The 26,879-nt window shown below is 61.0% G+C and carries 26 protein-coding genes, 1 tRNA gene, 1 pseudogene and 1 riboswitch; of the genes and pseudogenes, 15 read left to right on the top strand and 13 right to left on the bottom strand.

Annotated features, from left to right (window positions below; all coding sequences use genetic code 11):
* The first annotated feature begins 259 nt into the window (after positions 1-259).
* A riboswitch (guanidine-I (ykkC/yxkD leader) is annotated at positions 260-360 on the top strand.
* A 63-nt stretch (positions 361-423) separates the two neighbouring features.
* The 12 genes from AB4N73_RS01690 (at position 424) to AB4N73_RS01635 (ending at position 14,300) form a co-directional block, all read left to right on the top strand.
* Positions 424-1,491, top strand: a complete 1,068-nt coding sequence (locus AB4N73_RS01690; RefSeq protein WP_095180593.1) for a putative urea ABC transporter substrate-binding protein — start codon at positions 424-426, stop codon at positions 1,489-1,491.
* 18 nt (positions 1,492-1,509) lie between these two features.
* Positions 1,510-2,325: an ABC transporter permease gene (locus tag AB4N73_RS01685; RefSeq protein WP_024011982.1), complete on the top strand. Its 816-nt coding sequence runs from the start codon at positions 1,510-1,512 to the stop codon at positions 2,323-2,325.
* Positions 2,322-3,110, top strand: coding sequence for an ABC transporter ATP-binding protein (locus AB4N73_RS01680; protein ID WP_252868940.1), 789 nt, complete (start codon positions 2,322-2,324; stop codon positions 3,108-3,110). The genes AB4N73_RS01685 and AB4N73_RS01680 overlap by 4 nt, the downstream gene beginning before the upstream one ends.
* Positions 3,111-3,123: 13 nt before the next feature.
* The gene (locus AB4N73_RS01675; protein ID WP_252868939.1) at positions 3,124-3,849 is read left to right on the top strand and encodes an urea amidolyase associated protein UAAP1; all 726 of its coding nucleotides are present in this window, start codon (positions 3,124-3,126) and stop codon (positions 3,847-3,849) included.
* Positions 3,850-3,860: 11 nt separating this feature from the next.
* Complete coding sequence (locus tag AB4N73_RS01670; RefSeq protein ID WP_016771291.1) at positions 3,861-4,502, top strand: urea amidolyase associated protein UAAP2; 642 nt, start codon at positions 3,861-3,863, stop codon at positions 4,500-4,502.
* Positions 4,503-4,780: 278 nt separating this feature from the next.
* Positions 4,781-8,416: an urea carboxylase gene (gene uca, locus AB4N73_RS01665; protein ID WP_460142861.1), complete on the top strand. Its 3,636-nt coding sequence runs from the start codon at positions 4,781-4,783 to the stop codon at positions 8,414-8,416.
* 25 nt (positions 8,417-8,441) lie between these two features.
* Positions 8,442-10,214, top strand: a complete 1,773-nt coding sequence (atzF, locus tag AB4N73_RS01660; RefSeq protein ID WP_460142860.1) for an allophanate hydrolase — start codon at positions 8,442-8,444, stop codon at positions 10,212-10,214.
* 217 nt (positions 10,215-10,431) lie between these two features.
* Positions 10,432-11,919, top strand: coding sequence for a sensor domain-containing diguanylate cyclase (locus AB4N73_RS01655; RefSeq protein WP_460142859.1), 1,488 nt, complete (start codon positions 10,432-10,434; stop codon positions 11,917-11,919).
* Positions 11,912-12,142, top strand: a complete 231-nt coding sequence (locus AB4N73_RS01650; RefSeq protein ID WP_056783484.1) for a cysteine-rich CWC family protein — start codon at positions 11,912-11,914, stop codon at positions 12,140-12,142. Before AB4N73_RS01655 ends, AB4N73_RS01650 begins: the two co-directional genes overlap by 8 nt.
* A 33-nt stretch (positions 12,143-12,175) precedes the next feature.
* A complete protein-coding gene (locus AB4N73_RS01645) occupies positions 12,176-12,868 on the top strand; it encodes a pseudouridine synthase (RefSeq protein WP_460142858.1) in 693 nt (230 codons plus the stop codon).
* A 316-nt stretch (positions 12,869-13,184) separates the two neighbouring features.
* Positions 13,185-14,069 (top strand): alpha/beta fold hydrolase, encoded by an 885-nt coding sequence (locus tag AB4N73_RS01640; protein ID WP_236167986.1) that lies wholly within the window; start codon positions 13,185-13,187, stop codon positions 14,067-14,069.
* Positions 14,070-14,226: 157 nt separating this feature from the next.
* A tRNA-Gly gene (locus AB4N73_RS01635) sits at positions 14,227-14,300 on the top strand.
* A gap of 145 nt (positions 14,301-14,445) precedes the next feature.
* Here AB4N73_RS01635 and AB4N73_RS01630 read toward each other — a convergent pair.
* Together AB4N73_RS01630 and AB4N73_RS01625 are read right to left on the bottom strand one after the other, a co-directional pair.
* Entirely contained in the window at positions 14,446-14,616 is a 171-nt protein-coding gene (locus AB4N73_RS01630; protein ID WP_252887442.1) for a hypothetical protein, read from the bottom strand.
* Positions 14,617-14,748: 132 nt separating this feature from the next.
* Complete coding sequence (locus AB4N73_RS01625) at positions 14,749-15,036, bottom strand: helix-turn-helix domain-containing protein (RefSeq protein ID WP_323621141.1); 288 nt, start codon at positions 15,034-15,036, stop codon at positions 14,749-14,751.
* A 218-nt stretch (positions 15,037-15,254) separates the two neighbouring features.
* On the opposite strand from AB4N73_RS01625, the gene AB4N73_RS01620 reads away from it, so the two are divergent.
* Both AB4N73_RS01620 and AB4N73_RS01615 read left to right on the top strand, forming a co-directional pair.
* Positions 15,255-15,557, top strand: coding sequence for a type II toxin-antitoxin system HigB family toxin (locus tag AB4N73_RS01620; RefSeq protein ID WP_323621116.1), 303 nt, complete (start codon positions 15,255-15,257; stop codon positions 15,555-15,557).
* Complete coding sequence (locus AB4N73_RS01615) at positions 15,557-15,913, top strand: helix-turn-helix domain-containing protein (RefSeq protein ID WP_252887440.1); 357 nt, start codon at positions 15,557-15,559, stop codon at positions 15,911-15,913. Before AB4N73_RS01620 ends, AB4N73_RS01615 begins: the two co-directional genes overlap by 1 nt.
* Positions 15,914-15,978: 65 nt before the next feature.
* Here AB4N73_RS01615 and AB4N73_RS01610 read toward each other — a convergent pair whose 3' ends face one another.
* Positions 15,979-16,338, bottom strand: coding sequence for a DUF6124 family protein (locus AB4N73_RS01610; protein ID WP_423520404.1), 360 nt, complete (start codon positions 16,336-16,338; stop codon positions 15,979-15,981).
* 343 nt (positions 16,339-16,681) lie between these two features.
* Positions 16,682-17,452 (bottom strand): trans-aconitate 2-methyltransferase, encoded by a 771-nt coding sequence (tam, locus tag AB4N73_RS01605; protein ID WP_236167987.1) that lies wholly within the window; start codon positions 17,450-17,452, stop codon positions 16,682-16,684.
* A 176-nt stretch (positions 17,453-17,628) separates the two neighbouring features.
* Here tam and AB4N73_RS01600 point away from each other — a divergent pair, with 176 nt between their 5' ends.
* Positions 17,629-18,039, top strand: coding sequence for a low affinity iron permease family protein (locus AB4N73_RS01600; protein ID WP_016771301.1), 411 nt, complete (start codon positions 17,629-17,631; stop codon positions 18,037-18,039).
* Positions 18,040-18,201: 162 nt separating this feature from the next.
* Here AB4N73_RS01600 and AB4N73_RS01595 read toward each other — a convergent pair whose 3' ends face one another.
* The 9 genes and pseudogenes from AB4N73_RS01595 to AB4N73_RS01555 form a co-directional block, all read right to left on the bottom strand.
* Entirely contained in the window at positions 18,202-18,705 is a 504-nt protein-coding gene (locus tag AB4N73_RS01595) for a DUF4142 domain-containing protein (protein ID WP_460142857.1), read from the bottom strand.
* Positions 18,706-18,857: 152 nt separating this feature from the next.
* Complete coding sequence (locus AB4N73_RS01590; protein WP_460142856.1) at positions 18,858-20,207, bottom strand: sensor domain-containing protein; 1,350 nt, start codon at positions 20,205-20,207, stop codon at positions 18,858-18,860.
* A 75-nt stretch (positions 20,208-20,282) separates the two neighbouring features.
* The gene (locus tag AB4N73_RS01585) at positions 20,283-20,921 is read right to left on the bottom strand and encodes a LysE family translocator (RefSeq protein WP_041478891.1); all 639 of its coding nucleotides are present in this window, start codon (positions 20,919-20,921) and stop codon (positions 20,283-20,285) included.
* A 61-nt stretch (positions 20,922-20,982) separates the two neighbouring features.
* A pseudogene (locus tag AB4N73_RS01580) lies at positions 20,983-21,114 on the bottom strand (glutathione transferase); the annotation flags it as partial.
* Positions 21,113-21,847, bottom strand: a complete 735-nt coding sequence (locus AB4N73_RS01575) for a PA3715 family protein (RefSeq protein WP_460142855.1) — start codon at positions 21,845-21,847, stop codon at positions 21,113-21,115. The gene AB4N73_RS01575 and the pseudogene AB4N73_RS01580, both read right to left, overlap by 2 nt.
* A gap of 194 nt (positions 21,848-22,041) precedes the next feature.
* On the bottom strand, positions 22,042-23,373 hold the full coding sequence (locus AB4N73_RS01570; RefSeq protein ID WP_016771305.1) for an MFS transporter: 1,332 nt from the start codon (positions 23,371-23,373) through the stop codon (positions 22,042-22,044).
* A 187-nt stretch (positions 23,374-23,560) separates the two neighbouring features.
* Positions 23,561-24,487: a hydroxymethylglutaryl-CoA lyase gene (locus tag AB4N73_RS01565; RefSeq protein WP_056783466.1), complete on the bottom strand. Its 927-nt coding sequence runs from the start codon at positions 24,485-24,487 to the stop codon at positions 23,561-23,563.
* The gene (locus AB4N73_RS01560) at positions 24,484-25,677 is read right to left on the bottom strand and encodes a CaiB/BaiF CoA transferase family protein (RefSeq protein WP_150636481.1); all 1,194 of its coding nucleotides are present in this window, start codon (positions 25,675-25,677) and stop codon (positions 24,484-24,486) included. Before AB4N73_RS01560 ends, AB4N73_RS01565 begins: the two co-directional genes overlap by 4 nt.
* Before the next feature lie 252 nt (positions 25,678-25,929).
* On the bottom strand, positions 25,930-26,835 hold the full coding sequence (locus AB4N73_RS01555) for a LysR family transcriptional regulator (RefSeq protein WP_056783458.1): 906 nt from the start codon (positions 26,833-26,835) through the stop codon (positions 25,930-25,932).
* Positions 26,836-26,879: the final 44 nt, after the last annotated feature.

Genomic DNA, 26,879 nt, shown 5'->3' with positions numbered 1-26,879 from the left:
TTCGGAATCTGGTGCGTTCCTGCAACAAGTTGAAACAAGTGATCATGAAATCTTGTTTATCCGCAAAATCAGCGACCCGTGAAGCGTAACCGCGCTGCATGACGGTGCAACCACGCACCACCACGATGCGCTGTCGCTCGGCCCGCTCACCTCGGCAATCCAGCAGATCCCCGCCGCAGAGGCCTCGGCCCGACTTGGCACGTCTCTCGCTTTAGCAAACCCGTGCAGGAGTCATCACAGGTTCGCGGCACCACAATTTGCAATGGCTGACTAGGGTTCCGGCTCGCAATCGCGAGTGGCTGGTCCGAGAGTTGGCGACCTCCAGTTGAGGTTACACGGCGGGACAAAAGCCCGGGAGACAAGCCACCGTTCGCGGTGCCGCGTTGCCTTCCTGTCCGCCCTCGATCAACTGGAGAATCCGCAATGATCCGACTACGTTTCCCCGCCCTGCTCGCCGCCGCTTTCGCCGCGCTCATCAGCACGCAATCTTCCGCCGCCCAGAAAGACCACTTCAGCGTGTGCTGGACGATCTACGCCGGCTGGATGCCATGGGAATACGCCGGCAGCCAGGGCATCGTCGACAAATGGGCGAAGAAATACGGGATCAAGATCGACGTCGTGCAGCTCAACGACTACGTCGAATCAATCAACCAGTACACCGCCGGCCAGTTCGACGGCTGCACCATGACCAACATGGATGCGCTGACCATTCCCGCTGCCGGTGGCGTTGACAGCACCGCGTTGATCGTCAGCGATTTCTCCAATGGCAACGACGGCATCGTGCTCAAAGGCGAAGGTAAAAAAGTCGCCGATCTGAAAGGCATGGACGTCAATCTGGTCGAGCTGTCGGTCTCCCATTACCTGCTGGCCCGCGCGCTGGACTCGGTGGACCTGACCGAGAAAGACCTGAAAGTGGTCAACACCTCCGACGCCGACATTGCCGCCGCGTTCAACACCGACGACGTCAACGCCGTGACCACCTGGAACCCGATGCTCTCGGATATCAAAGCCAAACCCGGCGTCACCGAAGTGTTCAATTCCAGCCAGATCCCCGGCGAGATCATGGACATGATGGTGGTCAACAGCGCCACCCTCAAAGACAACCCGGCGCTGGGCAAAGCGCTGACCGGGGCGTGGTTCGAAGTGGTCGCTTTGATGAACGCGAAAAGTGCCGCGAGCAAAGCTGCGCTGGAGCACATGGCCAAGGCCTCGGGAACTGATCTCGCCGGCTTCCAGGCGCAACTGGACACCACAAAACTGTTCGCCACGCCGAGCGAAGCGCTGAATTTCGCCACCAGCAAACAACTGCCGGACACCATGCGCAAGGTCGCCGAATTCTCCTTCGAGCATGGTCTGCTCGGCGAAGGCGCGAAGGACCCGAGCGCGGTCGGCATGTCCTTCGCCAACGGCGTGACCAGCGGCGACACCGCCAATCTCAAGCTGCGTTTCGATCCGACTTACGTGCAGATGGCCGCCGACGCCAAGCTGTAAGCCACGGAGGATTTGGCCATGCGCCTGATCAATCGCCACCCCGATCGCCCGAGTCGCCTGTTGCTGGTGATCCTGCCGTTCGCGCTGGTGCTGTTCGCCTACTTCACAGGCTCGGCCGAGCGCCTGGCGGACAACCCCAACGACAAACTGCTGCCCAGCGCCGTGCAGATGAGCGACGCGGTAAAACGCCTGGCCTTCAACGCCGACAGCCGCACCGGCGAATACCTGTTGTGGCAAGACACTGCGTCGAGTCTGCGGCGCTTGGCCATCGGCCTCGGCATCGCGGCGCTGGCAGGTCTTTGCCTCGGTATTGCGGCGGGCACCCTGCCGCTGTTCGGCGCGCCGTTGTCGCCGCTGCTGACGGTGCTGTCGATGGTGCCGCCGCTGGCGATCCTGCCGATTCTGTTCATCGTCTTCGGGCTGGGCGAGTTGTCGAAAGTCATGCTGATCGTCATCGGCATCACCCCGGCGCTGGCCCGGGATCTGGAACAGCGTGCCCGCGACATTCCGGTCGAACTGCTGATCAAGGCGCAGACCCTGGGCGCCTCGACCTGGACGCTGATGCTGCGCGTGGTCTTGCCGCAGCTGTTGCCGCGCTTGCTGATCTCGCTGCGCTTGATGCTCGGTTCGGCGTGGCTGTTCCTGATTGCCGCCGAGGCGATCGCCTCCACCGACGGCCTCGGCTACCGGATCTTTCTGGTGCGGCGCTACTTGGCGATGGACGTAATTCTGCCCTACGTGGTGTGGATCACCCTGCTCGCCTGGCTGATGGACTGGGGCCTGAAACAGCTGACCCAGCGCGCTTTCCCTTGGTATGAGGGAGCGGCGAAATGAGCTTCATCACAGTAAAAAACGTCTGGCAGCAGTACGCCGATCAAGTGGTGCTGGAAGGCTTGAACCTGAGCGTCAACGAGGGCGAGTTCTGCACCTTGGTCGGCGCCTCCGGTTGCGGCAAATCGACCTTCCTGCGCCTGCTGCTCGGCCAGGAAAGCGCCAGTCGCGGGGAGATTCTGCTCGACGGCCAGCCCTTGGCCAGCGAGCCGGATGCCAGCCGTGGCGTGGTCTTTCAGCGCTACTCGGTGTTCCCGCATCTGAGCGTGCTCGACAACGTCGCCCTCGGTCTCGAATTGCCGCGCGCGCCCTTGCTTGGCCGGCTGTTCGGCAACGCCAAACGCGAGGCTCGCGAGCAGGCTGCAGCCCTGCTGAGCAAAGTCGGCCTCGGCCATGCGCTGGACAAATACCCGGCGCAGCTGTCCGGCGGCATGCAGCAACGGCTGGCGATTGCCCAGGCGCTGATCATGAAGCCGCGCGTGTTGCTGCTCGACGAGCCCTTCGGCGCACTCGACCCGGGCATTCGCAAAGACATGCACGCGCTGCTGCTGGAGCTGTGGCGCGAGACGCAACTGACGGTGTTCATGGTCACCCACGACCTGTCCGAAGGCTTCAGCCTCGGCACGCGTCTGCTGGTGTTCGACAAGGTGCGCCTCGACCCGCACGCCCCCGGCGCCTATGGCGCACGCATCACCTACGACATCCCGTTGAACAGCGACCGCCGCGCCCAGCGCGCCGCCGTCGAGGCCCTGCCGCTGCCGCTGGCGGGCACCCTTCGCACTGCTTGAGAGGACTGCTGCAATGACTGATTCAATCCAACTCTTCCCACCCTTCGCTGAAGAACTGCTGCCGGGCGGCGGCCACCGTTCGTTCGTGCTCAAGCGCGGCCAATTGCTGCGCCTGACCGACCTGCGCGGCGGCGCCAATGCCAGCCTGACCTTGCTTAATGCCAATGAAAAAACCGAGCGGCTGAACCTGCCCGACAGCCTCAAATGCCAACACACCGCCAAGCTCACCGCCGGCCACTGCCTGTACTCGGACATGGGCCGCGTGCTCGCCGCGATCACCGCCGACACCTGCGGCTGGAGCGATAGCCTCGGCGGCGTGCTGTGCGCGCAAGAGGTCGCAGAAAAATACGGCCAGGGCCGCTATCAGGAACTGCGCAACGGCTTCTTTCGCAACGGCACCGACAACCTGCTGGTGGAACTCGGCAAGTGGGGCCTGGGCCTGTCCGACCTGCTGATGACCCTGAATCTGTTCAGCCGCGTGAACGTCGATGAGGCCGGGCGTTTCCACTTCGTCGAGGGCAATTCGAAGGCAGGTGACTACATCGAGTTGTACGCGCCGATGGACACCCTGGTGGTGCTCACCGCCCTGCAACATCCGATGGACCCGTCACCCGAATACGCCCCGAAACCCTTGAAGCTGAGCTGGATGAACGCCGACGCCAGCGTCGCCGAACACTGCCGCACTTCGCGCCCGGAAAACGAGCGCGGCTTTATCAACACCGACCGTTTGTTCGCCTGAGGATCGCTGCCATGTCACTCGCAATTGCCACTTCGCACAAGCAAGCCGACAGCGCGATCTACCGCGCCACCATTCCCGCCGGCGAGCCCTGGCTGATGGAAGTCAAGGCCGGGCAGACCCTGCGCATCCTCGATCTGGAAGGCAATCAGGCCGTCGACACTTTGTTTTACAGCCTCGCCAACCCGAAGGAACGCTACGACGTGCAACGCACCTTGCGTAGGCAGAACAGCGTCTACCTGAGCACCGGCAGCGTGCTGTATTCCAACCTCGGCCAGCCGATGCTGACCATCGTTGCCGACACTTGCGGGCGCCACGACACCCTCGGCGGCGCCTGCGCGCAAGAGAGCAACACCGTGCGCTACGCCCTGGAAAAACGCTACATGCACAGCTGCCGCGACAACTACCTGCGCGCCTGCGCCCACGACGGCCGATTGAGCAAGAGCGACATCGGGCCGAACATCAATTTCTTCATGAACGTGCCAGTGACGGCGGACGGCGGGCTGACTTTCGAGGACGGTATTTCCGCGCCGGGCAAGTACGTCGACTTGCGCGCCGAGATGGACGTCATCGTGCTGATTTCCAACTGCCCGCAGTTGAACAACCCGTGCAATGCCTACAACCCGACCCCGGCGGAGTTGCTGGTATGGAACTGACCATCAGCCGTTTACGCCGTTGGCTTTTTGCCCTGTGCCAGGCGCGTTCCGGGCAGTGCCTGAAACCTTCAAGGCACTGATAGTCCTGTGGGAGCTGGCTTGCCAGCGATTGCGGTGTTTCAGTCACCAACAATGTTGGATGTGCCGACCTCATCGCTGGCAAGCCAGCTCCCACAGGAGTTTGCGGTGAGTTTGAGTGATGTTTTTTCCATCCGGGACGGCCCGGATGTCTGTCGAAAAACAGCGGGACGGCCCGCTCCCCCTTCAGGGGTTATGCCATGTTCGAAAAAATCCTCATCGCCAACCGTGGCGCGATTGCCTGTCGCATCCTGCGCACGATCAACGTGCTGAAGGCCCAAGGCGTCGCCGTGTATTCAGAAGCCGATGCTGCCAGCCTGCACATCTCCCAGGCCGCTGAAGCGCACAGCCTCGGCGAAGGCGCGGCGTCCGCGACGTATCTGGCCGTCGATAAAATCCTCGCTATCGCCAAACAAAGCGGCGCCACGGCGATTCATCCCGGCTACGGATTTCTCTCGGAAAACGCAGCGTTCGCCGAAGCCTGCGAAGCGCAGGGCATCGCCTTCATCGGGCCGACGCCGGAGCAATTGCGGGTGTTCGGCCTCAAGCACACTGCTCGCGCATTGGCCAGACAGCACGGCGTACCGATGCTCGAAGGCACCGACCTGCTCGACAGCCTCGATTGCGCGCTGAGTGCCGCCGAACAGGTCGGCTACCCGGTGATGCTGAAAAGCACCGCTGGCGGTGGTGGCATCGGCATGCGCGTGTGCCGCAGCGCCAGTGAATTGAGCGAATCATTCGAAGCGGTGAAACGCCTCGGTCAGAACAACTTCAGCGACGCCGGGGTGTTCATCGAGAAGTACATCGAACGCGCGCGGCATCTGGAAGTGCAGGTGTTCGGCGACGGCTGCGGTGAAGTCATCGCTCTCGGTGTGCGCGACTGTTCGGTGCAGCGGCGCAACCAGAAAGTCCTCGAAGAAACCCCGGCGCCGAACCTGCCCGAAGGCATGGCCGATGAGCTGTGCGCGGCAGCGATCAAACTGGCGCAAGCGGTGAATTATCGCAGCGCCGGCACCGTCGAATTCGTCTTCGACAGCGCGGCCCAGCGCTTCTATTTTCTCGAAGTGAACACGCGCTTGCAGGTCGAGCACGGCGTCACCGAGCAGGTGTGGGACGTGGACCTGGTGCGCTGGATGATCGAGCTGGCCGCCGGTGATCTGCCGCCGCTGAACGAGTTGTATCAAGGCCTGGAACCGCAGGGCCATGCGATTCAGGCACGTCTGTACGCGGAAGATCCGGGGCGTGATTTCCAGCCGAGCCCGGGCCTGCTGACCGCTGTGCAGTTTCCGCCAGCCAACGGCGTTGAGTTGCGCATCGATACCTGGGTCGAGGCCGGTGTGGAAATCCCGCCGTATTTCGACCCGATGATTGCCAAGCTCATCGCTTGGGCGCCGAGCCGCGAACAGGCTCGCGCCGAACTCCATCAGGCACTGGGCGATAGCCTGCTGTATGGCGTGGAAACCAACCGCGATTACCTGCGGCAGATTCTCCTCGATACTCCATTCGCCAGCGGCCAGCCGTGGACCCGTTGCCTGGAAAATCTGCTCTATCACGCCAACACCTTCGAAGTGCTCAGCGCCGGCACGCAAACCAGCGTGCAGGACTATCCCGGCCGCCTCGGCTATTGGGCCGTCGGCGTGCCTCCGTCGGGGCCGATGGACAGCCGAGCACTGCGTCTGGGTAATCGCCTGCTCGGCAATGAACAAGGCGCAGCCGCGCTGGAAATCACCATGAGCGGGCCGATCCTGCGCTTCAATTGTGACGCGGTGGTCGCGGTGACCGGCGCGCCGATTGCCTTGACCCTTGACGCTGAACCGGTGCCGATGAGCACCGCGCTGCTGATCCCGGCCGGCGCGACATTGCAACTGGGCAGCATCAGCGGCGCCGGCGCGCGCAGTTATCTGTGCCTGCGCGGCGGCGTGCAGGTGCCGGATTATCTGGGCAGCAAAAGTACCTTTACCCTCGGCCAGTTCGGTGGGCATGGCGGGCGCGCGTTGAGGGCCGGTGACGTGTTGCATGTGCCGGCATTGGCCGACCACAGCGCCGGCCAGCAACTGGCCGAACAGCACATCACTGCGCTGCCGAGCGTGCGCCAGATCCGGGTGATCTACGGTCCGCACGGCGCGCCGGAATACTTCAGCGAAAACTACATCACCACGTTCTTCGCGACCCAGTGGGAAGTGCACTTCAACTCCAGCCGCACCGGCGTGCGCCTGATCGGACCGAAACCTGAGTGGGTGCGTGAGGATGGCGGTGAAGCGGGTCTGCACCCGTCGAACATCCATGACAATCCGTATGCGATCGGGGCGGTGGACTTCACTGGCGACATGCCGGTAATTCTCGGCCCGGATGGCCCGAGCCTGGGTGGGTTTGTCTGCCCGGTGACGGTGATTGAGGCGGACCTGTGGCAGCTGGGGCAGCTCAAGGCCGGCGATAAAATTCAGTTCATCCCCGTCGACCTCGGCACCGCCCGCAATCTCGCCCTGAAATGGGATGCCCCCTGTGGGAGCTGGCTTGCCAGCGATGGTGCCCGATCTGACACCGCATCAACTTCATCGCTGGCAAGCCAGCTCCCACAAGGGATTGTGTCGCCTGTGGTTCTTGAGTTGGGTCAGGGGGATCGGCGGCTTGTCGGGAGGGTTTCTGGCGACACTCATTTACTGCTGGAAATCGGCGCGCCGGAGCTTGATCTGGTCCTGCGCTTTCGCGCCCACGCGCTGATGCAGGCGCTGGAAAGCCAAGCCCTGCATGGCGTGATCGACCTCACCCCGGGCATTCGCTCGCTGCAAGTGCACTACCAGCCCGAGCAACTGCCGCTGGCCGATCTGCTCGGCACCATCGCTGGCGAATGGGACGCGGTGTGCGCCGCCAAGGACTTGCAGGTGCCTTCGCGCATCGTGCACTTGCCGCTGTCGTGGGACGACCCGGCCTGTCAGTTGGCGATCGAGAAATACATGACCACCGTGCGCAAGGACGCGCCGTGGTGCCCGAGCAATCTGGAGTTCATCCGGCGCATCAACGACCTGCCAAATCTCGACGAAGTGCAGCGCACGGTGTTCGATGCGAGCTATCTGGTGATGGGCCTTGGCGACGTCTATCTCGGCGCGCCGGTGGCCACGCCGCTCGACCCGCGTCATCGTCTGGTGACCACCAAGTACAACCCGGCACGTACCTGGACGGCCGAAAATTCGGTCGGCATCGGCGGCGCCTACATGTGCGTGTACGGCATGGAAGGCCCGGGCGGTTATCAGTTTGTCGGGCGCACCCTGCAGATGTGGAATCGCTATCGCGAAGTCGCCGCGTTCGACGGCAAACCGTGGCTGCTGCGCTTCTTCGATCAGATCCGCTTCTACCCGGTCAGCGCCGAAGAACTGCTGCGCATTCGCCGCGATTTCCCGTTGGGGCGCTTCGATCTGAACATCGAACACAGCCAGCTCAACCTCGCCGACTATCAGGCATTTCTCAGTCAGCAAGCCGCGGGCATCAGCGCTTTCCGTGCGCAGCAACAGGGCGCGTTCAAAGCTGAACGCGAGCGCTGGATCGCCAGCGGCCAGGCGCATTTCGACAGCGAAGAAGCCGTGCCTGACGCCAGCGAAGAAGCACCACTGGAAAACGGTGAACACAGCGTCGACAGCCACATCGCCGGCAATCTCTGGCAGGTGCAGGTCGAGGCCGGCCAGCGTGTCGCGGCGGGCGATGTGCTGGTGATTCTCGAGTCGATGAAGATGGAAATCCCTGTGCTCGCGCCGCTGGCCGGTGTGGTGCGAGAGATCCGCGTGCAACCCGGTTCGGCGGTGCGCGCCGGACAACGGGTGGTGGTGCTGGAACTCGACTGAAGCCATTTTTTATAAGGATCAACCGATGAATCTGCAACTCGATGCACTGCGCCAGGCCTACCGCAATGGCGACACCACACCGCGCCAGCTGCTGCTGCAACTGCGCGAAAAAGCCGCTGCGCTGAATCTCGACTATCACTCGTTCATCCACTTGCTCAGCGTCGATGAACTGGAGCCATACCTCGCCGCCCTCGACGGTCGTGACCTCGACAGTCTGCCGCTGTATGGCGTGCCATTCGCGATCAAGGACAACATCGATCTGGCCGGCATTCCCACCACAGCCGCGTGCCCGGCGTTTGCCTATGTGCCGCAGCAGTCGGCGACCATCGTCGAGCAACTGTTGGCGCTGGGGGCGATTCCGCTGGGCAAGACCAATCTCGATCAGTTCGCCACCGGCCTCAATGGCAGCCGCTCGCCTTATGGTGCGTGCCCGAACAGCGTGCTGGCGGAGTATCCGTCCGGCGGTTCCAGTGCGGGTTCATCGCTGGCGGTAGCGCTGGGTGTGGCGAGTTTTGCCTTGGGCACTGACACCGCCGGTTCCGGGCGAGTGCCGGCGGCGCTGAATAATCTGGTGGGATTGAAGGCGAGCAAAGGCCTGATTTCCACCGCTGGCGTGCTGCCGGCGTGCCGCACGCTGGACTGCGTAACCACCTTCACCGCGACCGCCCGTGAGGCCAGTCAGTTGCTGGCGTTGACGGCCAGACACGATCCTCGCGATGAGTACAGCCGAGGCAATCCGGCCTGGAATGACGGCTCGGCATTTGGCGCGCCACGGCCGTTTCGCTTCGGCGTGCCACGGGCGCAGGACCTTGAATTTTTCGGCTGCAACGAGGGGCCACAGTTGTTCGCAGCGGCCATCGAACGGCTCAAGGCTTTGGGCGGCGAGGCAGTCGAATTCGATCTGTCGCCGTTTCTCGAAGCAGCGCGTCTGCTCTACGACGGGCCGTGGGTCGCCGAGCGTTACAGCGTCGCCGGTGAGCTGCTGGAGCAGAATCCCGAAGCGGTGCTGCCGGTGATCCGAGCGGTGCTGGCCAAGGCACCGGCAGTGACTGGCGTGCAGACCTTTCGCGCGCAATATCGATTGCAGGCGCTGAAGGCCCTCTGCGACGAGGCCCTGGAAAATCTCGACTGCGTGCTGACGCCGACCATCGGCCGTCCAGTGACCCTGGCCGAGCTTGCGGCCGAGCCGGTGCTGCGCAATTCCGAACTCGGTTATTACACCAACTTCATGAACCTGCTCGACTACGCCGCCGTCGCCGTGCCGACCGCGTTCATGAGCAACGGTTTGCCGTGGGGCGTGACGTTGTTCGGGCGGGTGTTTACCGATCAATACCTGTTGGGCGTGGCGGATGCCTTGCAGCGCCAGCAGGACAGTGCCCTGCCAGCTCCGGCGAACGCTGCGCGCAACGACCGCGCTCGATTGGTGGTGTGTGGCGCGCACCTGCAAGGGCTGGCGTTGAACTGGCAACTGACCCAGCGTGGCGGGCGCTTGCTGGAAACCACGTTCAGTTCGCCGGACTATCGACTGCACGCCCTCGCCGGCGGCCCGCCATTTCGCCCGGGCATGGTACGGGTCAAGGACGGCGGCGTGGCGATTGCCGTGGAGGTCTGGGAGTTGCCGAGCAGCGAGCTGGGCTCGTTTCTCACCGGAATTCCGGCGCCGCTGGGACTGGGCAAGGTGCAACTGGCGGATGGGCGCTGGGAGAGCGGGTTTATCTGCGAGCCGTATGGCCTGGAGGGTGCGGTGGATATCAGTCATTTGGGGGGATGGCGGGCGTACCTCAAAACCTTGGCCTGAATCTGTCGACCTGTGGGAGCGAGCCTGCTCGCGAATGCGGTATGTCATTCAACATTGATGTGGCTGACCCACCGCTTTCGCGAGCAGGCTCGCTCCCACAGGTTCTGGCGCACCACCCCCGGATAAAGGAACGACCATTCACGCCGCACAGGGAGCAGTTATTTGCGCGCAGTGCCACTAGAATGCATCCCATCGGGCCACTGCCAACGGATCTGCCATGCCGCTTCGTTCTCCCTTGTACTCGCAACGTTCACTGGTGCTCACGTTGGTCGCCCTGCTCGGCGCCGGGTTTCTCGCCACCTCGCTGTTGAGCTATTTCGCTTCCCGCGAGTCGATCCGCGACAACATCGTCAACACTGAACTGCCACTGACCTCCGACACGGTCTATTCGGAAATCCAGAAAGATCTGGTCCGGCCGATCCTGATTTCCTCGATGATGTCCCGTGACACGTTCATGCGCGACTGGGTGGTCAACGGCGAGCAGAATCCCGAGCAGATGACCCGCTATCTCGACGAGGTCATGACCCATTACGGCGCCTACACGGCGTTCTTCGTTTCCAATGCCACGCTCACCTACTACCACGCCAAAGGCGTGCTCAAACAGGTCAAAGTCGATGAGCCGCGCGACACCTGGTACTTCCGCGTGCGCGACATGCAGGACCCGTACGAGATCAACGTCGACCCGGATCTGGCCAACAAGGACAACCTGACGTTCTTCATCAACTACAAGGTCTACGACTACCACAACCGCTTCATCGGCGCCGCGGGCGTGGGCCTGACCGTGGACGCGGTGATCAAGCTGATCGACAAGTATCAACAGCGCTATCAACGCAGCGTGTACTTCGTCGACACCTTCGGCCGCCTCGTATTGACCGGTGCCGAGGGTGGTCCGGAAGGCGCGCACATCGGCCAGAGTCTTGGCGAACTGGAGAGCATGAAAGGTCTGGTCAGCCAGTTGCCCAAGCCGCACAGCGGCAGCTACGAATACTCCACCCACGGCCAGGGACATTTTCTCAACGTGCGGTTTATCCCCGAGTTGAACTGGTACCTGTTCGTCGATAAACGCGAAGACGGCGCGCTGAGCGAGATCCGCCAGTCGCTGTATCTCAATCTGCTGATCTGCCTGTTGGTGACGTTGATCGTACTGGCGCTGCTCAATCGGGTGATCAAGCGCTTCCAGGCGAAGATCCAGGCGCACGCCACCCTCGACAGTCTGACCGAACTGCCGAACCGACGCGGCTTCGACATCCTCGCTGCGCAAGCGCTGCACGAGGCCCAGCGGGAAACCAAGCCGCTGACCGCGTTGCTGCTCGACCTCGACCACTTCAAAGCCTTGAACGACACCTACGGGCACATGGCTGGCGACCAGGTATTGATCGGTTTCGCCCGCGACCTGCAAAGTTGCCTGCGTCACGCCGATATCGTCTGCCGCTGGGGCGGTGAAGAGTTCATCGTTCTGTTGAAAGACACCGACGGCGAGACCGCGCAGAAAATCGCCGAGAAAATCCGTCAGCACGTCGAGCAACACGAATATGCCTACGATGGCCACAGCCTGCATCTGACCGTGAGCATCGGCGCCACCACCGTGCAACACGATGACACCTTGCACACTCTGCTGTCGCGGGCCGATCATGCGATGTACCGCGCCAAGCAAACCGGGCGCAACCGCACCTGCATGGAAATGCCGCACTCGACCTATGCCTGATAACGACGTCAAACCCGACCAATGCCCGGCCTGCGGCGCCCGCAACGATTGCAGCCTCGCCGACCCGCGCACCGCCGACCGCGAATGCTGGTGCTACGGCGTGACCATCGACCCTGCAGTGCTCGAAGCGCTGCCGGCCGAGTTGCGCAATCAAGCCTGCCTGTGCCCGCGTTGCGCCCAGGTCGAAGCGCAGTTGCAAGCAGACCGGCGGCCGATCCCGTAAGATGCGCGGCCCTTTGTCCGTTGAATTCTGACCATGCGCGTCGACCGCTTCCTCAGCAATCTGCCCCGCTACAACCGTCAGCAGGTGCGCCTGTTGCTGGTGGAAAAGCGCGTGCGGATTGACGGAAAAGTCGTCAGCGACCCGCACAGTGAGGTGCTGGAATTCAGCCGGGTCGAAGTCGACGATGAGGTGCTGCAGAGCGGTAAACCGGCGCGCTATTTCATGCTGCACAAACCGCCGGGTTGCGTCAGCGCCACCCGCGATCCGCAGCATGCGACCGTGTTCGACCTGCTCGATGAACCGCACAAGGACGATCTGCACATCGCCGGGCGTCTGGATTTCAACACCACCGGGCTGATGCTGATCACCAATGACGGCGCCTGGTCGCGGCGCCTGACGCAGCCGCAAACCAAACTGCCGAAGGTCTATTACGTCGAAACCGAACAGGACATCGACCCGAGCTACGCGCTGAAATTTGCCGAGGGCATCTACTTCGCTTTCGAAGATCTGACCACGCAACCGGCACAGCTTAAGCTGCTCGGCCCACGCTCGGCACGGCTGAGCATCGTTGAAGGCCGCTACCATCAGGTCAAGCGCATGTTTGGGTTCTTCAACAACAAAGTCCTGCGCCTGCACCGCGAATCCATCGGCGAACTGACCCTCGATCACGCGCTAAAACCGGGCGAGTACCGCGCTTTGCGCACCGAAGAGATTCATTTGTTCTAAGCCGGCGACCGCTCAGCCGAAGTTGTCGAACAATTCGCCGACGGCACTTGCGTGATCCTGAGTCCCCTGCTTGAATCAGGACGTCGGCCGAAATGTGACCGATGAGTCACCACATACTTCCAAGAAACTTTTTGTCGGTCGTCTGCCCTCAAGGGCTGCGCCTCAGCCGGCAATCTGCCCGCCAATAACAACACCCGTCGACCTGCCGTACCGGATCGACATGGGCCAGCAAATTTCAGGCGTATGCCTACCTGTCACAAAGCTCGTGCATTCTCGATTGCGCGCATACCCGCTTGCTTGCCAGGAGTCTTATGACATGAGGCCAGAAATCGCTGTGCTGGATATACAGGGTCAGTATCGGGTTTACACGGAGTTCTATCGCGCAGACGCCGCAGAAAAGACCATCATTCTGGTCAACGGCTCGATGGCCACGACTGCGTCGTTTGCACAGACCGTGAAAAACCTGCACCCGCAATTCAACGTGGTCTGCTACGACCAGCCCTACGCGGGTCGGTCAAAAGCCCACAACCGGCATGAGAAACATCTGACGAAGGAAGTCGAAGGGCAGATTCTGCTGGAGCTGATCGACCACTTCGCCGCCGAACACGTGCTGTCGTTCTCCTGGGGCGGCGCCGCCACTCTGGTCGCCCTCGCCCAGCGGCCCCGGCGCATCGAAAAAGCCGTGATCAGCTCGTTCTCCCCGGTGATCAATGCGCACATGCTCGATTACCTTGAGCGCGGCGTCGATTACCTCGGCAGCCGCGACGGCGATCGGGTCGGCCATCTGGTCAACAACACCATCGGCAAACACCTGCCGTCGCTGTTCAAGCGTTTCAACTACCGCCACGTCAGCAGTCTCGCCGAGCATGAATACGGACAGATGCATTTTCATATCAACGACGTGCTGCACAGCGATCGCCAGTGCTATCTGAATGCGGCGAAAAAGATCAACGTGCCGGTGCTGTTTCTCAACGGCGAATGGGACGAATACACCGCCGCCGAGGATGCGCGACTGTTCGGCAATCACGTTGCCCACAGCAGCTTCACCACCCTGCAAGCCACCGGACACTTTCTCGACATGGAGCACAAGGCCGCCTGCCGCGACAGCCAGAACGCCCTGCTCGGCTTTCTGAAACCTGCGCCGCAAGCCAGCCGAACGCGCTACTCGTTTGTGCAGGATCAACATGCTTTGGCCATTTGAAACAGCGTCATCGCGGGCAAGGCTGCAAGCTTGAAGTGCCTGTTGCACCGGCGCAGCCCTTGCTCGCGATCGACCGTTTTCTGCGTGGCAAAGCCCTCGCAGAGAAAAGAAAACTTCAAATCCGTGGCCGAGTCTGGTACAAAGTCAGCCGCTCTGAGCGGGTATAGTTTAGTGGTAGAACGAAAGCTTCCCAAGCTTTAGATGAGGGTTCGATTCCCTCTACCCGCTCCACCGAATATTGATCTCGCGTTGTGTTGTCCGACGGGGGATGCAGAAATGAAAAACCGGCCTTGATGGCCGGTTTTTTTGTGTCTGGAAGTTGAAGCGTGTTGGCGGTGAAGACTTCCAGAAGATCGCTGAGCCCCTCCTCCCCGGATTACTTCTCGAAATCCTGATGCAGCCTCGCCAGTACATTGAAGATCGGTTCCCCGGCTTTGTGCGGGACATTCAATCGAGTGAATACTTTCTTCCAGTCGGCGAGCGCTGCGAGAGTCTGCTCGATGTATTCCTCGGCCTTGAGGTATTTGTAATCCTTGCAGATCTCCATGATTCGCTTGCGCGTAGGCGTGCCGGGAGTGCGGCCACCGAAGTCAGCGGCCCGCGACTTTGATCAGCTCACCAACCTTGGCACCCTCTTTCAAAACATTCAGCACTTCTGTGTGTTTGAAAGGCTTGATCATCAGCGCATCCCTCTCTTGCGTCTGGCATTCTTCAGCTCATCCAGCGAGCTCGGTTGCTCTGGTTTGAACAGCTTGGTCACAGCGTTGAGTTCATCAAGCGCAGTGGCTATCAGGATCAAAGCCTCCAACGTCACGAGCCCGGTCGCTTCGAATCGCTTGATGGTGGATTCGGAACCCCCCGCCTTTTCTGCGAGCGTCTTGCGGGAAAGGTTTTTGGAGAGCCGCAGGATTTTGGCGTTTTCTCCGACATTTCTAGCGATCTCAGCCGGCGAGTGAAGCAAATGCATGAATGACGTGGCAAACCCTTCAAGGCTTAATTGGTCTTTATGGAGCCATTGTGGATCGTTATGCTGAATTACGGATCTTTTATGAACCATTGCAAGAAAATTCATATGACCCATACATGCTTTGCAATTCAATGTTGAACGCCCGTTCACAAAGCACATTCAAGATTGCCCCTCCACTCAGTAACGACTAGTATCTCCCATATCGGGAGGAGGCATGGATGCGGATAATTGCAAGAGCGACGCTAAGACAATTTTGGGAAAGCACACCAGCTCATGCTGATGCTCAGACACCTCTCGTTGAATGGTACCGCCATATGGATAAGGCGATTTATCGAACTCCGCAAGAGGTTAAAGCTGAGCTGCGAACGGCTAGTGTCCTCAAGGGAGCCAGGGTGGTATTCAATATCGGCGGGAATAAATATCGAGTGATTCTGGCGATCGACTACCAACGGCAACTTGGTTTTATCCGCTTCGTTGGGACCCACGCTCAATACGACCAGATCAACGCGGAGACCGTTTAATGAACATCAAACCCATTCGTAGCCCGGAAGACCTGAGCGCAGCATTGCTGCGCATGGAACAGCTGTGGGGTGCAGAAATCGACTCGCCAGAGGGCGATGAGTTGGAAATTCTCGCTCTGCTGATTGAAAAGTATGAGGAGCAGCATTTTCCGATGCCGCCCTCTGATCCCATTGAAGCCATCAAGTTTCGTATGGATCAGCAAGGCTTGACGCCGCGGGATCTCGAGCCCTTTATTGGCACCAGTGGCCGTGTTTCGGAAGTATTGAACCGCAAGCGCAAGCTGAGTCTGGCAATGATCAAACGTCTGCACGATGGCTTGCGTATTCCTTATGAATGCCTGCTCGCCAGTGTCTGAAGAAAACTATCGCATGCAAAACCGGTCGCAACGACCGGTTTTTTTTGCCCGGAAATCAGCGCCGGCTAACCGACCGGCACCACATGATCCAGCACCTGATTCACCGCCAGCTCGCCCAGCATGACGACCTGGGCGATGCCGAGCAGGGTTTTGCGCTGGCTGCCGTCGAGCAAGGCGGCGAAATCGCCGAGCATGACGCTGGCCGAGCCGAGGGATTCGCTGGCGTTGACCAATAGCGACTCGGTGTCGGTGCCTGGATTGACCATGAACATGCTGCTGGCCTGGTATGGCGGTGAGCTGGTTTGCGGCGGGATGAGATAGTGGTCGAGAGCGCGTTCGGCGGCTTCGTGGAGTTTTTTCGAATCGAGGGACTCGTACGGAGAAGCCGGATCGGTTTCCGGCGGATTTGGCGTTACCTTGAACATGGAATCTTCCTGTAGTGGTAACTGCAACCATCCCGCTGCTATACGAAAGGGTGGCAGCTGTACGCAAGTTAGCAGACCGGTAGGAAGTCCAAAACCCGGCGCACCCGAGGGTGCCATGCGCACAGCCACCATCAAGTGCAGGCGAAGCCTGACTGGAAGGCACATGTGCAACCGTTGATCAATCCTGGCCGGGCTGCTAAACCCGATCACTGCCCCAGCGAGCCCCTCACCCTAACCCTCTCCCGAGGGAGAGGGGACCGATCGGGTTGTTCTTGCGAGTTACGCCGACCTGAACCAATGCGTCGAACTCGCGATAAAAAACGAGCTAGGCGAATGAATATTTTCAGCGGGTTGCAACAATAAACAAGCGTGGAAACGGCAACAGCACCGAGCCGTCAGCCAAGGCCGGATAAGCTTTGGCAACCTCCGCCAGATACCGCTGCAGATACTGCGCCCGCTCCTCCTCGGTCAATGGGCTCAGGAATGGAATCAACCCGCTACCCTTGAACCACTCCACCACCCCCGCTGCACCATCGCGAAGTTGATGGTGATAGGTGGTGCGCCACACATCGACCCGCGCGCAGTGCGGCCGCAGCATTGAAAAATACTCACTGGCACTGGCCATGTCGGTACGCTGCCCGGCAGCGTCTGCGAGCTTGCTCGCCCACGGCCCATTGGCGGCGACTTCACGCATCAAGCGGTGGGACGGTTCGTTGAGGTTGTCCGGCATTTGAATCGCCAGGCTGCCACCATCTGAAAGCTTGCTCGCCAGGGCTGGCAGCAACGAAGCGTGATCAGGCACCCATTGCAGCACCGCATTGGCGAAGATCACATCGAACGGCCCCTGGTCAGCCCATTTGTCGACCTCGGCCACCTGAAACTGCACGTCAGGCAAGCGCTTGCGCGCGGCGGCAATCATGTCCGCCGAACTGTCGAGGCCACTGACGCTCGCCTCGGGAAAACGCTGCACCAGCAATTCGGTGGAATTGCCCGGTCCGCAACCAATGTCCACCACCGCCCGGGCCTGCGCGGTGGGTATCGCCGCCAACAGATCACGGGCCGGGCGGGTGCGTTCATCTTCGAAAGCGACGTATTGCTTGGCAGACCAACTCATTGCGTTCTCCTGTCGGGGCATGGCTTGAAACCGGGAAGTGCAGCTGCCCATACCATACAGCGATAAGGCCGATGAGCTCGCCTCGCCTCCGGCGTCCCGCCCGGTTATTTGTAATTAGAATTTTCAGCACAACACCGATGTCTGAATTTCAAGCTCCCAAAACAAGGACTTCCATCATGAAATTCGCAAAGATTGCCCAGAAACTTGCCCTGTGGGCCGGTAGCCCGAAAACGTTCATGGGGGCGTTGATTCTGATCGGGCTGTGGGGGTTGAGCGGGCCGATTTTTGGTTACAACGACACGTGGCAGCTGATCATCAATACCTCGACGACGATCATCACGTTCCTGATGGTATTCCTGATTCAGAACACGCAGAACCGCGATACCGACATTCTGCATTTGAAACTCGATGAGCTGTTGCGAGTGAACAAGGAAGCGCAGAACGCGATGCTCGGGCTGGAGGCGCTGGATCTGAAGCAGCTCGAAGCGCTGCGCCGGCATTACCGCGCGCTGGGTGAGAATCAGGTGTTTGATCTTGAGGGGCTTGGCGACAAGAGCAAGCCAAAACAGGATTTGAATGAGTGCTGAGCAAGTAAACACAGCCTGTGGGAGCGAGCCTGCTCGCGAAGACGCAGGGTCAGTCAAAACATCATTGACTGACACACCGCTTTCGCGAGCAGGCTCGCTCCCACAGGGTAAGCATCGCATTTCAACTGAAGGTTTCGCTCGCGCTGCAACAACAAGGCGAAGTTAGCGACTGGCCTGCAACGCTCGAGCTTTCTCCAGATGGCTTTGCAGTTTCGGCAAAGTCTCATCGGCAAACGCTTTGATTTCCGGCACGTCGGTGGTCTGTGCCTGTTGCTCGATCTGGGTAATGGCCTCTTCGGTCGCCTTGACCTGACTGGCAGCGTAGGCCTGATCGAATGTGGAGCCGTCCTTCACTTCCGGCATCAGCTCCTTGGCCTTGTCGGCGAGTTCTTCGCGGGGGGCAACCGGCAGGTCGAGTTTCTTGGCGATTTTCGCCAAATGCTGGTTGGCCGTGGTGCGGTCGTTGATCACAACGATGGTGTAATCCTTGACCTCTTTCGATTCGGTCTTGCCGTGGGCCTGACGGCTGGCTTCGATGTCGGCCATGCCTTTGGCAGAGGCATCGTTGATGAATTCGGCAGGCGACTGGGCGAACGCACTGCTGACGCACAGGCCCAGCAGGGTTGCAAAACTGACGTTACGTAAACGGGTGGCCATCCGGCTCATGGTCGCGCCCTCCTTCGTGGAAAATTCAAACGGGCCGTGATTCGCCCGCTGCTCAAATGTCGCGGCGGACAATTGTCCGCCTCAGTTAGGAATGCTTTAGCGGTCAAAGGTTTAGAAAATCTGCCTGAACCGCGACGAACGGCGCGCTCGCTTCAGCTGCCCAAGGCCCGATGATTCAGGCGTTTGGCCGCATACATGGCTTGATCGGCATGCCGAAACAGTTGCTGTTCTTCTTCGCCGTGTTCAGGAAAGCGCGCCACGCCGATGCTCGATTCGATCCACAAGTCATGCCCGTCGAGGCGCATGGGCTGCGCCAGCACCTGTCGGATTTTTCTGGCGACGCTGTCGGGATCGTCGGCGGCATGCACGCTGTGCAGCAGCACGACGAATTCATCGCCACCGATACGCGCCACCGTGTCGGTTTCACGCACGCAGCCTTTCAGCCGGTTGGCCACGGTTTGCAGGAGCATGTCACCGACGGCATGGCCATGGGTGTCGTTGACCTGTTTGAAGCGATCCAGATCGACATACAGCAGCGCCATGTGGCCGTGCAGGGTTCGCGCATCGGCCAGCGCAGCCCTGAGCCGATCACGGAGCAGTTCGCGATTGGGCAGTTGCGTCAGTTGATCGTATTGCGCCATGCGCTTGAGCCGCGCGTGCAGTTGCTGGCGCTCGATGGCCGTGGCGACTTGTGCACAGACATATTGCAGCAGTTCCTTGTCCTGCTCGGTGTAGCGTTCGCCGCCAGCGAGGCTTTTGACGATCAAGGCGCCGATGGTGCCGTTTTTTGAGTTCAGTGGTACACCGAGCCAGCAAGGCGCGTTTTGTTCCGCCACCAGCTCAGCAAAATCGGGCGTGGCATCGGCGCTGTCCGGCGTCAGCAACATTGGCTGGCCGCTGCGGATCACTTGCGCGCAGAGCCGTCCGATGACGGTGCCGGGCTGCTCGGGCTGCAATTCGTGATCGTCGACGTGATAGGGAAAATTCAGCTGCGCGCAGTGTTCGTCGTACAGCGCCACGGAAAAATTCAGCGCCGGCAGCCACTCGCCAATCAGCAGATGGATGCGTTTGAACAGCGCCAGCAAATCTTCCGCCGCGTGCGCCGCTTCGGAAATCGCGTACAACGCCGCTTGCCGCGACTCGGCCTGCTTGCGCTCGGTGATATCGCGGGCGACGGCGATGCGCAGTTGATCGACTTCCGACCAGCGCGCCGACCAGGAAATGTGCGCGACGCTGCCGTCCTTGCGCAGGTAGCGGTTCTCGAAATTGTGCTTCGGGTCGCCGCCCATGATTTCGCCCGCGGCCGCAAGGGTGCGCTGGCGATCGGCCGGGTGCACCAGCTCGATCATGGAGCGGCCGATCAGTTCGTCAGGCGTGTAGCCGAAAATCCGCTCGCAGGCAGCGCTGACAAAAACGAAACGGCCCTGTTTGTCGACCGCGCAAACGGCGTCCAGCAACAGGTCAATGTAGCTCGCCAGCGGCGCAGGGTTTGGGCTTGCCATGGTTCTAACGATTGTCCGCGCAGTGCAGCGATTTCAATCATCCATGATCGTGATTGCGCGTCCCTGCCCATTCCATCAAGTCTTGTTCGGCAGCAGCCCCGGCAGCGCGTGCATCAACGCGTTGATGGCGAAGCCGATAAACATCACGCCGCATAAACGCGTGATGAGCAGCTCATGCCGCTGATACACCATGCGCACTCGCTGTGCGCCGACCACGCCGATGAGGATAGCGTAAGCCAGTGCGCCGCCGATGAAACTCAGGGCGATCAGTGCAGGTAGCATCGACCAGTTGAGCAGTTCGGCGCGGCTCGACAACAGCGCCGTAAAGGTCGCCACCGCCACCGGATAGGCCTTGGGATTGGTCAGGCCGAAGACGATGCCGTGCCAGAACGGCTGCCGCGCCGCCCCTTGCGCCTCGTCGCCATTGCGGCGTTGGGCACGCACCGCACGCCAGCCGAGCCAGAACAGGTACAACGCGCTGAGCACGCCGAGCACATCGAACGCGGTGCTGCCGATTTCCCGCGCACCGACAATCGCCACCAGCGCGGTGCTGCACCAGATCACATCGCCGAGCAGATGCCCGCAGAGAAAACCCGCCCCGGCGCGCCGGCCATGGGCCGCGCCAATCCCGAACACCGCCAGCACGCCCGGCCCGGGCGTGATCCCGTAGATGAAACCCGAAGCCAGAACGGCCAACAGCAATGATGGAGTCATGAGAAACCTGCAAGCGCCAGAACACGTGACGCAGAGTCTATATCACCGCGATTGAAGCGGATCAGGGTTCGTCGCAGAAACGCATGCCGGGGTACGGTTTCTGCCGACACGTAGCCAGCCGTGATTGCAAATCGCCGACGTGGACTTCCAGCTTGTGCCCGTCGGGATCGAGGAAGTAGAACGACGCGCCTTCAATAGCCTCTCAGATTTTCGGGAACGAAATATTGCTGTCCGTCATAGCGCAACGTGGTCAGCACCGGCTTTTCGTGAGTGGTCTTCGACTCGCAGGTGTCGGGTGAACCCTCGCCGACCAGACCCGTGGTGACTGAGCGGACAATGATATCGGCGTAACCAAGGGAACTGGTTTTGCCCATCTCAAGCGTACGCACCGTCTCCGAGCGCTCTCCGGTGCAATTGCCATCCCACTCGCCACTGAAGCTGTAGACGACCAAGCGATCCAGCACCGGGCGCAGTTTGTCGCCCTCTTTCACGTAGAGCGACAGCAGGGTTTCATCCAGCGGATTGACGCGCGACGAGCCTTTGAAATGAGCGCGGACGCCGAATGCACGAAGGTCGGGCGTGAGTTTATAGCGCGCCGTGTCGAGTTCCAGACTCTCCAGCGCGATGGCATCGGAGAGAAACGCCGACCGCTGATGATAGGTTGCCAGCGGTTTGGGGCTGCCGGCCGTGATGATAGCCAGATCCAGATCGTACGAGCCCACGCTGCCGTCATGGCCATATACCGGATCGGGCACGAACGTCGATAGAGCGATAATCGTCAGCTGCGGATAAGCCGGCCAGTTCTTGCACAAAGAAAAGTCCGCTTCCCCACTGAGCGCAGGCGGCGTGCAATCTGCCCACGCCTGCCCAGCCATCAACCACCCGCAGAGCGCCGCAGCGCTGATCCACGTGGACTTCATTGTCACTTCCTGCTCCTTGAAGATATTTCCAGGCGCGCACTATCCCTTTCTGCATCGGAGGACTCAACAGATCTGGCCAGCGAATCCTCTCATGTGTCTGAAGTCGCAATTCGCGACCAGGCTCGCTCCCACAGGAAATCCGCATTGCAAATGTGGGAGCGAGCCTGCTCGCGAAGGTGTCATCGCCGACGCCGCCAATCTCAATACTTGTCCAGCGTACGCAACTTCTGCGGCAAGCCCCACAGCAGCAAAGCGGCCGCAATCAGCGCGGCGACGCCGATGACGTACAGCGCCGGGGTGGTGCTGCCGGTGAGGTCCTTGATGCGTCCGACCATGACCGGGCTGACGATCCCGCCGAACTGCCCCAGGGTATTGATCACTGCGATCCCGCCCGCCGCGCCGGCACCTGCGCCCGCCAGCAGTTTCGGTGGCAGGGTCCAGAAGCTCGGAATCGAAGCGATGATGCCCGCGCCGAGCAGGCCGAGCGCGACGATCAGGAAGGTCGTGTGGCTGGCGAAGATTCCCGCGCTGAAGAAGCCGATCGCGCCGACGATCACCAGCCCGGCGACAAACTTGCGCCGTTCACCGGTGGCGTCGGACAAGCGTCCGATCACCACCATGCTGATCGCCCCGCAGATGTACGGAATGGCGGTCAGCAGGCCGATCATCACCGGGCTTTCGGTGCCGGCGCTGCGGATCAATTGCGGTGCCCAGAAATTCAAACCGTAGGACGCGACCTGGATCAGGAAGTAGATCAAACCCAACGTCAGGAACCCGGGAATTTTCAGCGCCGCGAGCAATGAGCCGCCGCTCTTGTGTGGTTCGTGATGAGCGATGCGACTGGAGAGCAATTTCTTCTCGTCAGCCGTCAGCCAGTGCGCATCCTCGATGCGGTCCTTCAGCTGCGTCAGCACCAGAAAACCCAGCGCGATGCACGGCACGCCTCCGAGCAGGAACAACCAATGCCAGCCGCGCATCTGCAATACGCCATCGAGGTGTTGCAACACCAGCCCTGAGAACGGTGCGCCGACCAGCCCGGCAAACGCCGAGGCGAGAAACAGCATCGAGGTGATGCGGCCACGGAAGTGCTGCGGAAACCACAGCGTCAGGTAATACAGCACGCCCGGAGCAAACCCGGCTTCCATCGCACCGATGACGAAGCGCAGCGCATAGAACTGCCATTCGCTGTTGACGAAGACCATCGCCGCCGTCGCCACGCCCCACGACATCATGATCCGCGCGATCCAGCGCCGCGCGCCGACCTTGTACAGCATCATGTTGCTCGGCACTTCGAACAGCACGTAACCGACCACGAACAGCCCGGCGCCCAAGCCATACGCGGTGTCGCTCAGACTCAGGTCGGTCTGCAACTGGAATTTGGCGAAGCTGATGTTGATGCGGTCGAAAAAGGCGAACAGGTAGCAGACCATGATCAGCGGCATCAGGCGCCAGGCAACTTTGCTGACCAGGGCTTTTTCGGCGTCGTGATCGACGGACGGATTCACGCCCGCCTCCATTACATTGAGGCTCATAGATTTTCTCCAGGCGGACTGCCGATGGGCGTCCGATTGTTTTTGTTGTCTGGTGATGACGCTCCCTGTGGAGCGCTTTTGTGTGGGAGCTGGCTTGCCAGCGATGGCGTCAGTTCAGCTAACGCTTTCGTTGAATTTGCTGCCGTCATCGCGGGCAAGCCCGCTCCCACAGGGGTACTGGTGTTTCTCAGGTGGGCATCGGATGCAGATCGCAGTTGCGCCCGGCCTTGGCCAGTTGGCCGGGGACATCGTGGCCCAACAGCGCCGGCAAGCCGCGCGAAAGCTTCAGCAGCAGCGGCAAATCGATCCCCGTGGGAATGCCGACTTCAGCGCACAGGTTCACCAGGTCTTCGGTGCAGATATTGCCCGACGCCCCCGGCGCAAACGGACAGCCACCGAGGCCACCCAGCGCCGCATCGAAGCGCCGCGCGCCGGCCTCGTAAGCGGCCAGCACATTGCACAGGCCGAGGCCGCGGGTGTTGTGGAAATGCAGGGTCAGATCGGCCGGCGAAACCCGCTGCAAAACGCGCCGCACCAAGCGATCGACCTGACGCGGATTGGCCATGCCGGTGGTATCGGCGAGGCTGATGCCCTGAATGCCGAGCTCTTGATAAGCGTCGACGATCTGCAGTACGCGATCCTCATCGATCCGGCCTTCGAACGGACAACCGAACGTGGTGGCGATGCTGCCGTTGAGGCGCACACCTGAGCCGCTGACAAACGCAACAATGTCAGCGAATGCCGCCAGCGACTCTTCGCAACGCATGCGCATATTGGCCAGGTTGTGGGTCTGGCTGGCGGACATCACCAGATTCAACTCATCGGCATTCGCTGCCAATGCACGTTGCGCGCCTTTGAGGTTGGGGATCAACGCCACGTAAATAACACCCGGCTGGCGCTGAATGCCGTTGAACACTTGCTCGCCGTCACGCAGGGCCGGAATGGCTTTGGGCGAGACGAACGAGCCGGCCTCGATGCGGCTGAATCCGGCCTGTGACAATTGATTGATCAGGGCGATCTTGTCAGCGGTTTCCACCCACGTCGGCTCGATCTGCAAACCGTCGCGGGGTGAGACTTCCTGGACGATCAGGGTTTGCGAATAGTCAGTGATCATTGCACCACCCCTTGGTTTTTCAGGCGTTCGATGTCGAGTTCAGTCAGGCCAAGATTGGTGAGAATAGCGTCGGTGTGCTGGCCCAGTTTCGGCCCGGACCAGTTCACTCCGCCGGGGGTCTCCGAGAGTTTGGGGACAATGCCGGGCATCTTCACCGTTGCGCCACCGGGCAACTCGGCATCGAGCAGCATGTCCCGCGCCTGATAGTGCGGATCGGCGACGATATCAGCCACCGAATAGATGCGCCCGGCCGGCACTTCGGCAGCTTCGAGAGCAGCCAGTACCTCGTCGATCGGCAGGCTGCTGGTCCAGTGTGTGATGGCCGCATCGAGCAAACCGCTCTGCGCCGCGCGGCCGTCGTTGTGGGCGAATTCTTCTGCCTCGGCTAGATCAGCGCGGCCGATAGTGTGCATCAGGCGCTTGTAGATCGGGTCGCTGTTGCCGGCAATCACCACATAAGCGCCGTCGGACGTGAGGTAAGTATTGGAGGGCGCGATGCCCGGCAAGGCGCCGCCGCTGCGCTCGCGGACATGGCCGAGCATGTCGTATTCCGGCACCAGACTTTCCATGACGTTGAACACGCTTTCGGCCAGCGACACATCGACGATCTGTCCACCGCCCTGCCCGGTCTTGACCCGCAACAGCGACATCAGCGCGCCGATCACCGCGTGCAGCGAGGCCAGCGAATCGCCGAGGCTGACGCCGACCCGCGCCGGTGGCGAATCGGGATTGCCGGTGGTGTAGCGGATGCCGCCCATGGCCTCGCCAATCGCACCGAAACCGGGCCGGTCACGGTAAGGACCGGTCTGGCCGTAGCCGGAGATACGCACCAGGGTCAGGTTCGGATTCAGCGCATGTAGCACGTCCCAACCCAGACCGAGTTTTTCCAGCGCACCGGGGCGCAGGTTTTCAATGATCACGTCGGCGTCGCCGGCCAGTTGCTTGACCAGTTCGATGCCTTCAGCGGATTTGAGATTGAGCGCCAGGGATTTCTTGTTGCGCGATTGCAGGTACCACCACAGCGATGTGCCTTCGTGCAGCTTGCGCCATTTGCGCAGCGGGTCGCCCTGACCCATGGCTTCGATCTTGATCACCTCGGCGCCGAACTCGGCAAGCATGCGCGCGGCAAACGGCGCGGCGATCAGGGTGCCGATCTCGATCACTTTGATTGCACTCAAAGGGGCAGTCATCGCGGGTACCTCTTGTTCTTGGAATATGTCGCCAAGGCTAGAGGAACGATCGTCAGCGAATCCAGCCGTCTCTCGGCAATGGGCGTTCGCGAAATGCGAATGCTCCTCTGTGATTGCGTGGTGAATTCAGGGCCGCCTTCGCGAGCAGGCTCGCTCCCACAAGGATCTGTAGTGGTTTCAGATTCTGTGTTCACACAAGTTCAATGTGGGAGCGAGCCTGCTCGCGAAGAGGCCATCAGCCGCAATGAAGATCTACCGCCCGCGCAAATGCTCAAACAACATCCGGCTCACCGGCGACAACCCTGCCTCATCGCGCACCACCACAATCAGCGCGCGATCCGCCCAGGCATCGGTCAGCGGCACCGCACGCAAGCCCAGTGCCTGACCAAACAACTCATAGGCTCGCTGCGGCAGAATGCCGATGCCCATGTTCGCCTGGACCATCCGGCACACCGCATCGAATCCCGGCACATGAATGCGGATGCGCAGGACTTTGCCGGCCTGCCGCGCCGCCGCATGGGTACGCATGTTGATCGAACTGGCTGCGTGCAAGCCGACGTAATCGCTGTCGAGAGTTTCATCGAAAGTCACCGATGCGCGCGTAGCCAACGGATGCTCCGGGAGCATCACCACCACCAGTTTGTCCTGGCGGTACAACACGCTGTGCAGGCCTTTGGTGTCGCTGTCGTCGGAGCAGATGCCGAGGTCGGCGACGCCATCGAGCACGCCCTGAATCACCCCGGCGCTGGGGCGTTCTTCAAGGTCGGTCTTGACCTGCGGCTGCCGCGCGGAGAAGTCGCGCAAGTCTTCGGGCAGGAACTGAATGATCGCCGAAAGATTGGCCAGCATGCGCACGTAACCCCGCACACCGTGGCTGTGCTCGCCCAGTTCCAGGCCCATCTTTTCCACGTTGAAGAGCATCTGCCGCGCATGGTGCAGCAGGGTCTCACCGGCCGGCGTGAGGATCATGCCTTTGGCTTGGCGCACGAACAAAGCGATGCCCAGCGCCTCCTCCAAATCCATCAGGCGCTTGCTCGCCGCCGACACCGCGATGGCTTCGCGCGCAGCCGCACGGGTCAACGTACCTTCCTCGTGGACGGCGACGAACAGTTGCAGAGTGATCAGGTCGAGACGGCGGATCAGGCTTTTTTGCAGCATGGTGGGCTCGAAGGCAGGGTTCATCCGAGCCGGCAGGATAGCCC

It is taken from the genome of Pseudomonas sp. S3_B08 (assembly GCF_054667725.1).
Note: the sequence above shows the minus strand (reverse complement) of the source record. Positions and strands in the feature narration are given on the sequence as shown.

Bases quoted from the DNA above. Each gene is read 5' to 3' on its own strand.
- AB4N73_RS01690 (WP_095180593.1), top strand. From the start codon at position 424: ATGATCCGACTACGTTTCCCCGCCCTGCTCGCCGCCGCTTTCGCCGCG.
- AB4N73_RS01565 (WP_056783466.1), bottom strand. From the start codon at position 24,487: ATGATCACTGACTATTCGCAAACCCTGATCGTCCAGGAAGTCTCACCC.
- AB4N73_RS01570 (WP_016771305.1), bottom strand. From the start codon at position 23,373: ATGAGCCTCAATGTAATGGAGGCGGGCGTGAATCCGTCCGTCGATCAC.
- AB4N73_RS01555 (WP_056783458.1), bottom strand. From the start codon at position 26,835: ATGCTGCAAAAAAGCCTGATCCGCCGTCTCGACCTGATCACTCTGCAA.
- AB4N73_RS01590 (WP_460142856.1), bottom strand. From the start codon at position 20,207: ATGGCAAGCCCAAACCCTGCGCCGCTGGCGAGCTACATTGACCTGTTG.
- uca (WP_460142861.1), top strand. From the start codon at position 4,781: ATGTTCGAAAAAATCCTCATCGCCAACCGTGGCGCGATTGCCTGTCGC.
- AB4N73_RS01680 (WP_252868940.1), top strand. From the start codon at position 2,322: ATGAGCTTCATCACAGTAAAAAACGTCTGGCAGCAGTACGCCGATCAA.
- AB4N73_RS01600 (WP_016771301.1), top strand. From the start codon at position 17,629: ATGAAATTCGCAAAGATTGCCCAGAAACTTGCCCTGTGGGCCGGTAGC.
- tam (WP_236167987.1), bottom strand. From the start codon at position 17,452: ATGAGTTGGTCTGCCAAGCAATACGTCGCTTTCGAAGATGAACGCACC.
- atzF (WP_460142860.1), top strand. From the start codon at position 8,442: ATGAATCTGCAACTCGATGCACTGCGCCAGGCCTACCGCAATGGCGAC.
- AB4N73_RS01585 (WP_041478891.1), bottom strand. From the start codon at position 20,921: ATGACTCCATCATTGCTGTTGGCCGTTCTGGCTTCGGGTTTCATCTAC.
- AB4N73_RS01610 (WP_423520404.1), bottom strand. From the start codon at position 16,338: ATGTTCAAGGTAACGCCAAATCCGCCGGAAACCGATCCGGCTTCTCCG.
- AB4N73_RS01645 (WP_460142858.1), top strand. From the start codon at position 12,176: ATGCGCGTCGACCGCTTCCTCAGCAATCTGCCCCGCTACAACCGTCAG.
- AB4N73_RS01595 (WP_460142857.1), bottom strand. From the start codon at position 18,705: ATGAGCCGGATGGCCACCCGTTTACGTAACGTCAGTTTTGCAACCCTG.
- AB4N73_RS01650 (WP_056783484.1), top strand. From the start codon at position 11,912: ATGCCTGATAACGACGTCAAACCCGACCAATGCCCGGCCTGCGGCGCC.
- AB4N73_RS01630 (WP_252887442.1), bottom strand. From the start codon at position 14,616: ATGGAGATCTGCAAGGATTACAAATACCTCAAGGCCGAGGAATACATC.
- AB4N73_RS01615 (WP_252887440.1), top strand. From the start codon at position 15,557: ATGAACATCAAACCCATTCGTAGCCCGGAAGACCTGAGCGCAGCATTG.
- AB4N73_RS01640 (WP_236167986.1), top strand. From the start codon at position 13,185: ATGAGGCCAGAAATCGCTGTGCTGGATATACAGGGTCAGTATCGGGTT.
- AB4N73_RS01685 (WP_024011982.1), top strand. From the start codon at position 1,510: ATGCGCCTGATCAATCGCCACCCCGATCGCCCGAGTCGCCTGTTGCTG.
- AB4N73_RS01625 (WP_323621141.1), bottom strand. From the start codon at position 15,036: ATGCATTTGCTTCACTCGCCGGCTGAGATCGCTAGAAATGTCGGAGAA.
- AB4N73_RS01560 (WP_150636481.1), bottom strand. From the start codon at position 25,677: ATGACTGCCCCTTTGAGTGCAATCAAAGTGATCGAGATCGGCACCCTG.
- AB4N73_RS01655 (WP_460142859.1), top strand. From the start codon at position 10,432: ATGCCGCTTCGTTCTCCCTTGTACTCGCAACGTTCACTGGTGCTCACG.
- AB4N73_RS01670 (WP_016771291.1), top strand. From the start codon at position 3,861: ATGTCACTCGCAATTGCCACTTCGCACAAGCAAGCCGACAGCGCGATC.
- AB4N73_RS01620 (WP_323621116.1), top strand. From the start codon at position 15,255: ATGCGGATAATTGCAAGAGCGACGCTAAGACAATTTTGGGAAAGCACA.
- AB4N73_RS01675 (WP_252868939.1), top strand. From the start codon at position 3,124: ATGACTGATTCAATCCAACTCTTCCCACCCTTCGCTGAAGAACTGCTG.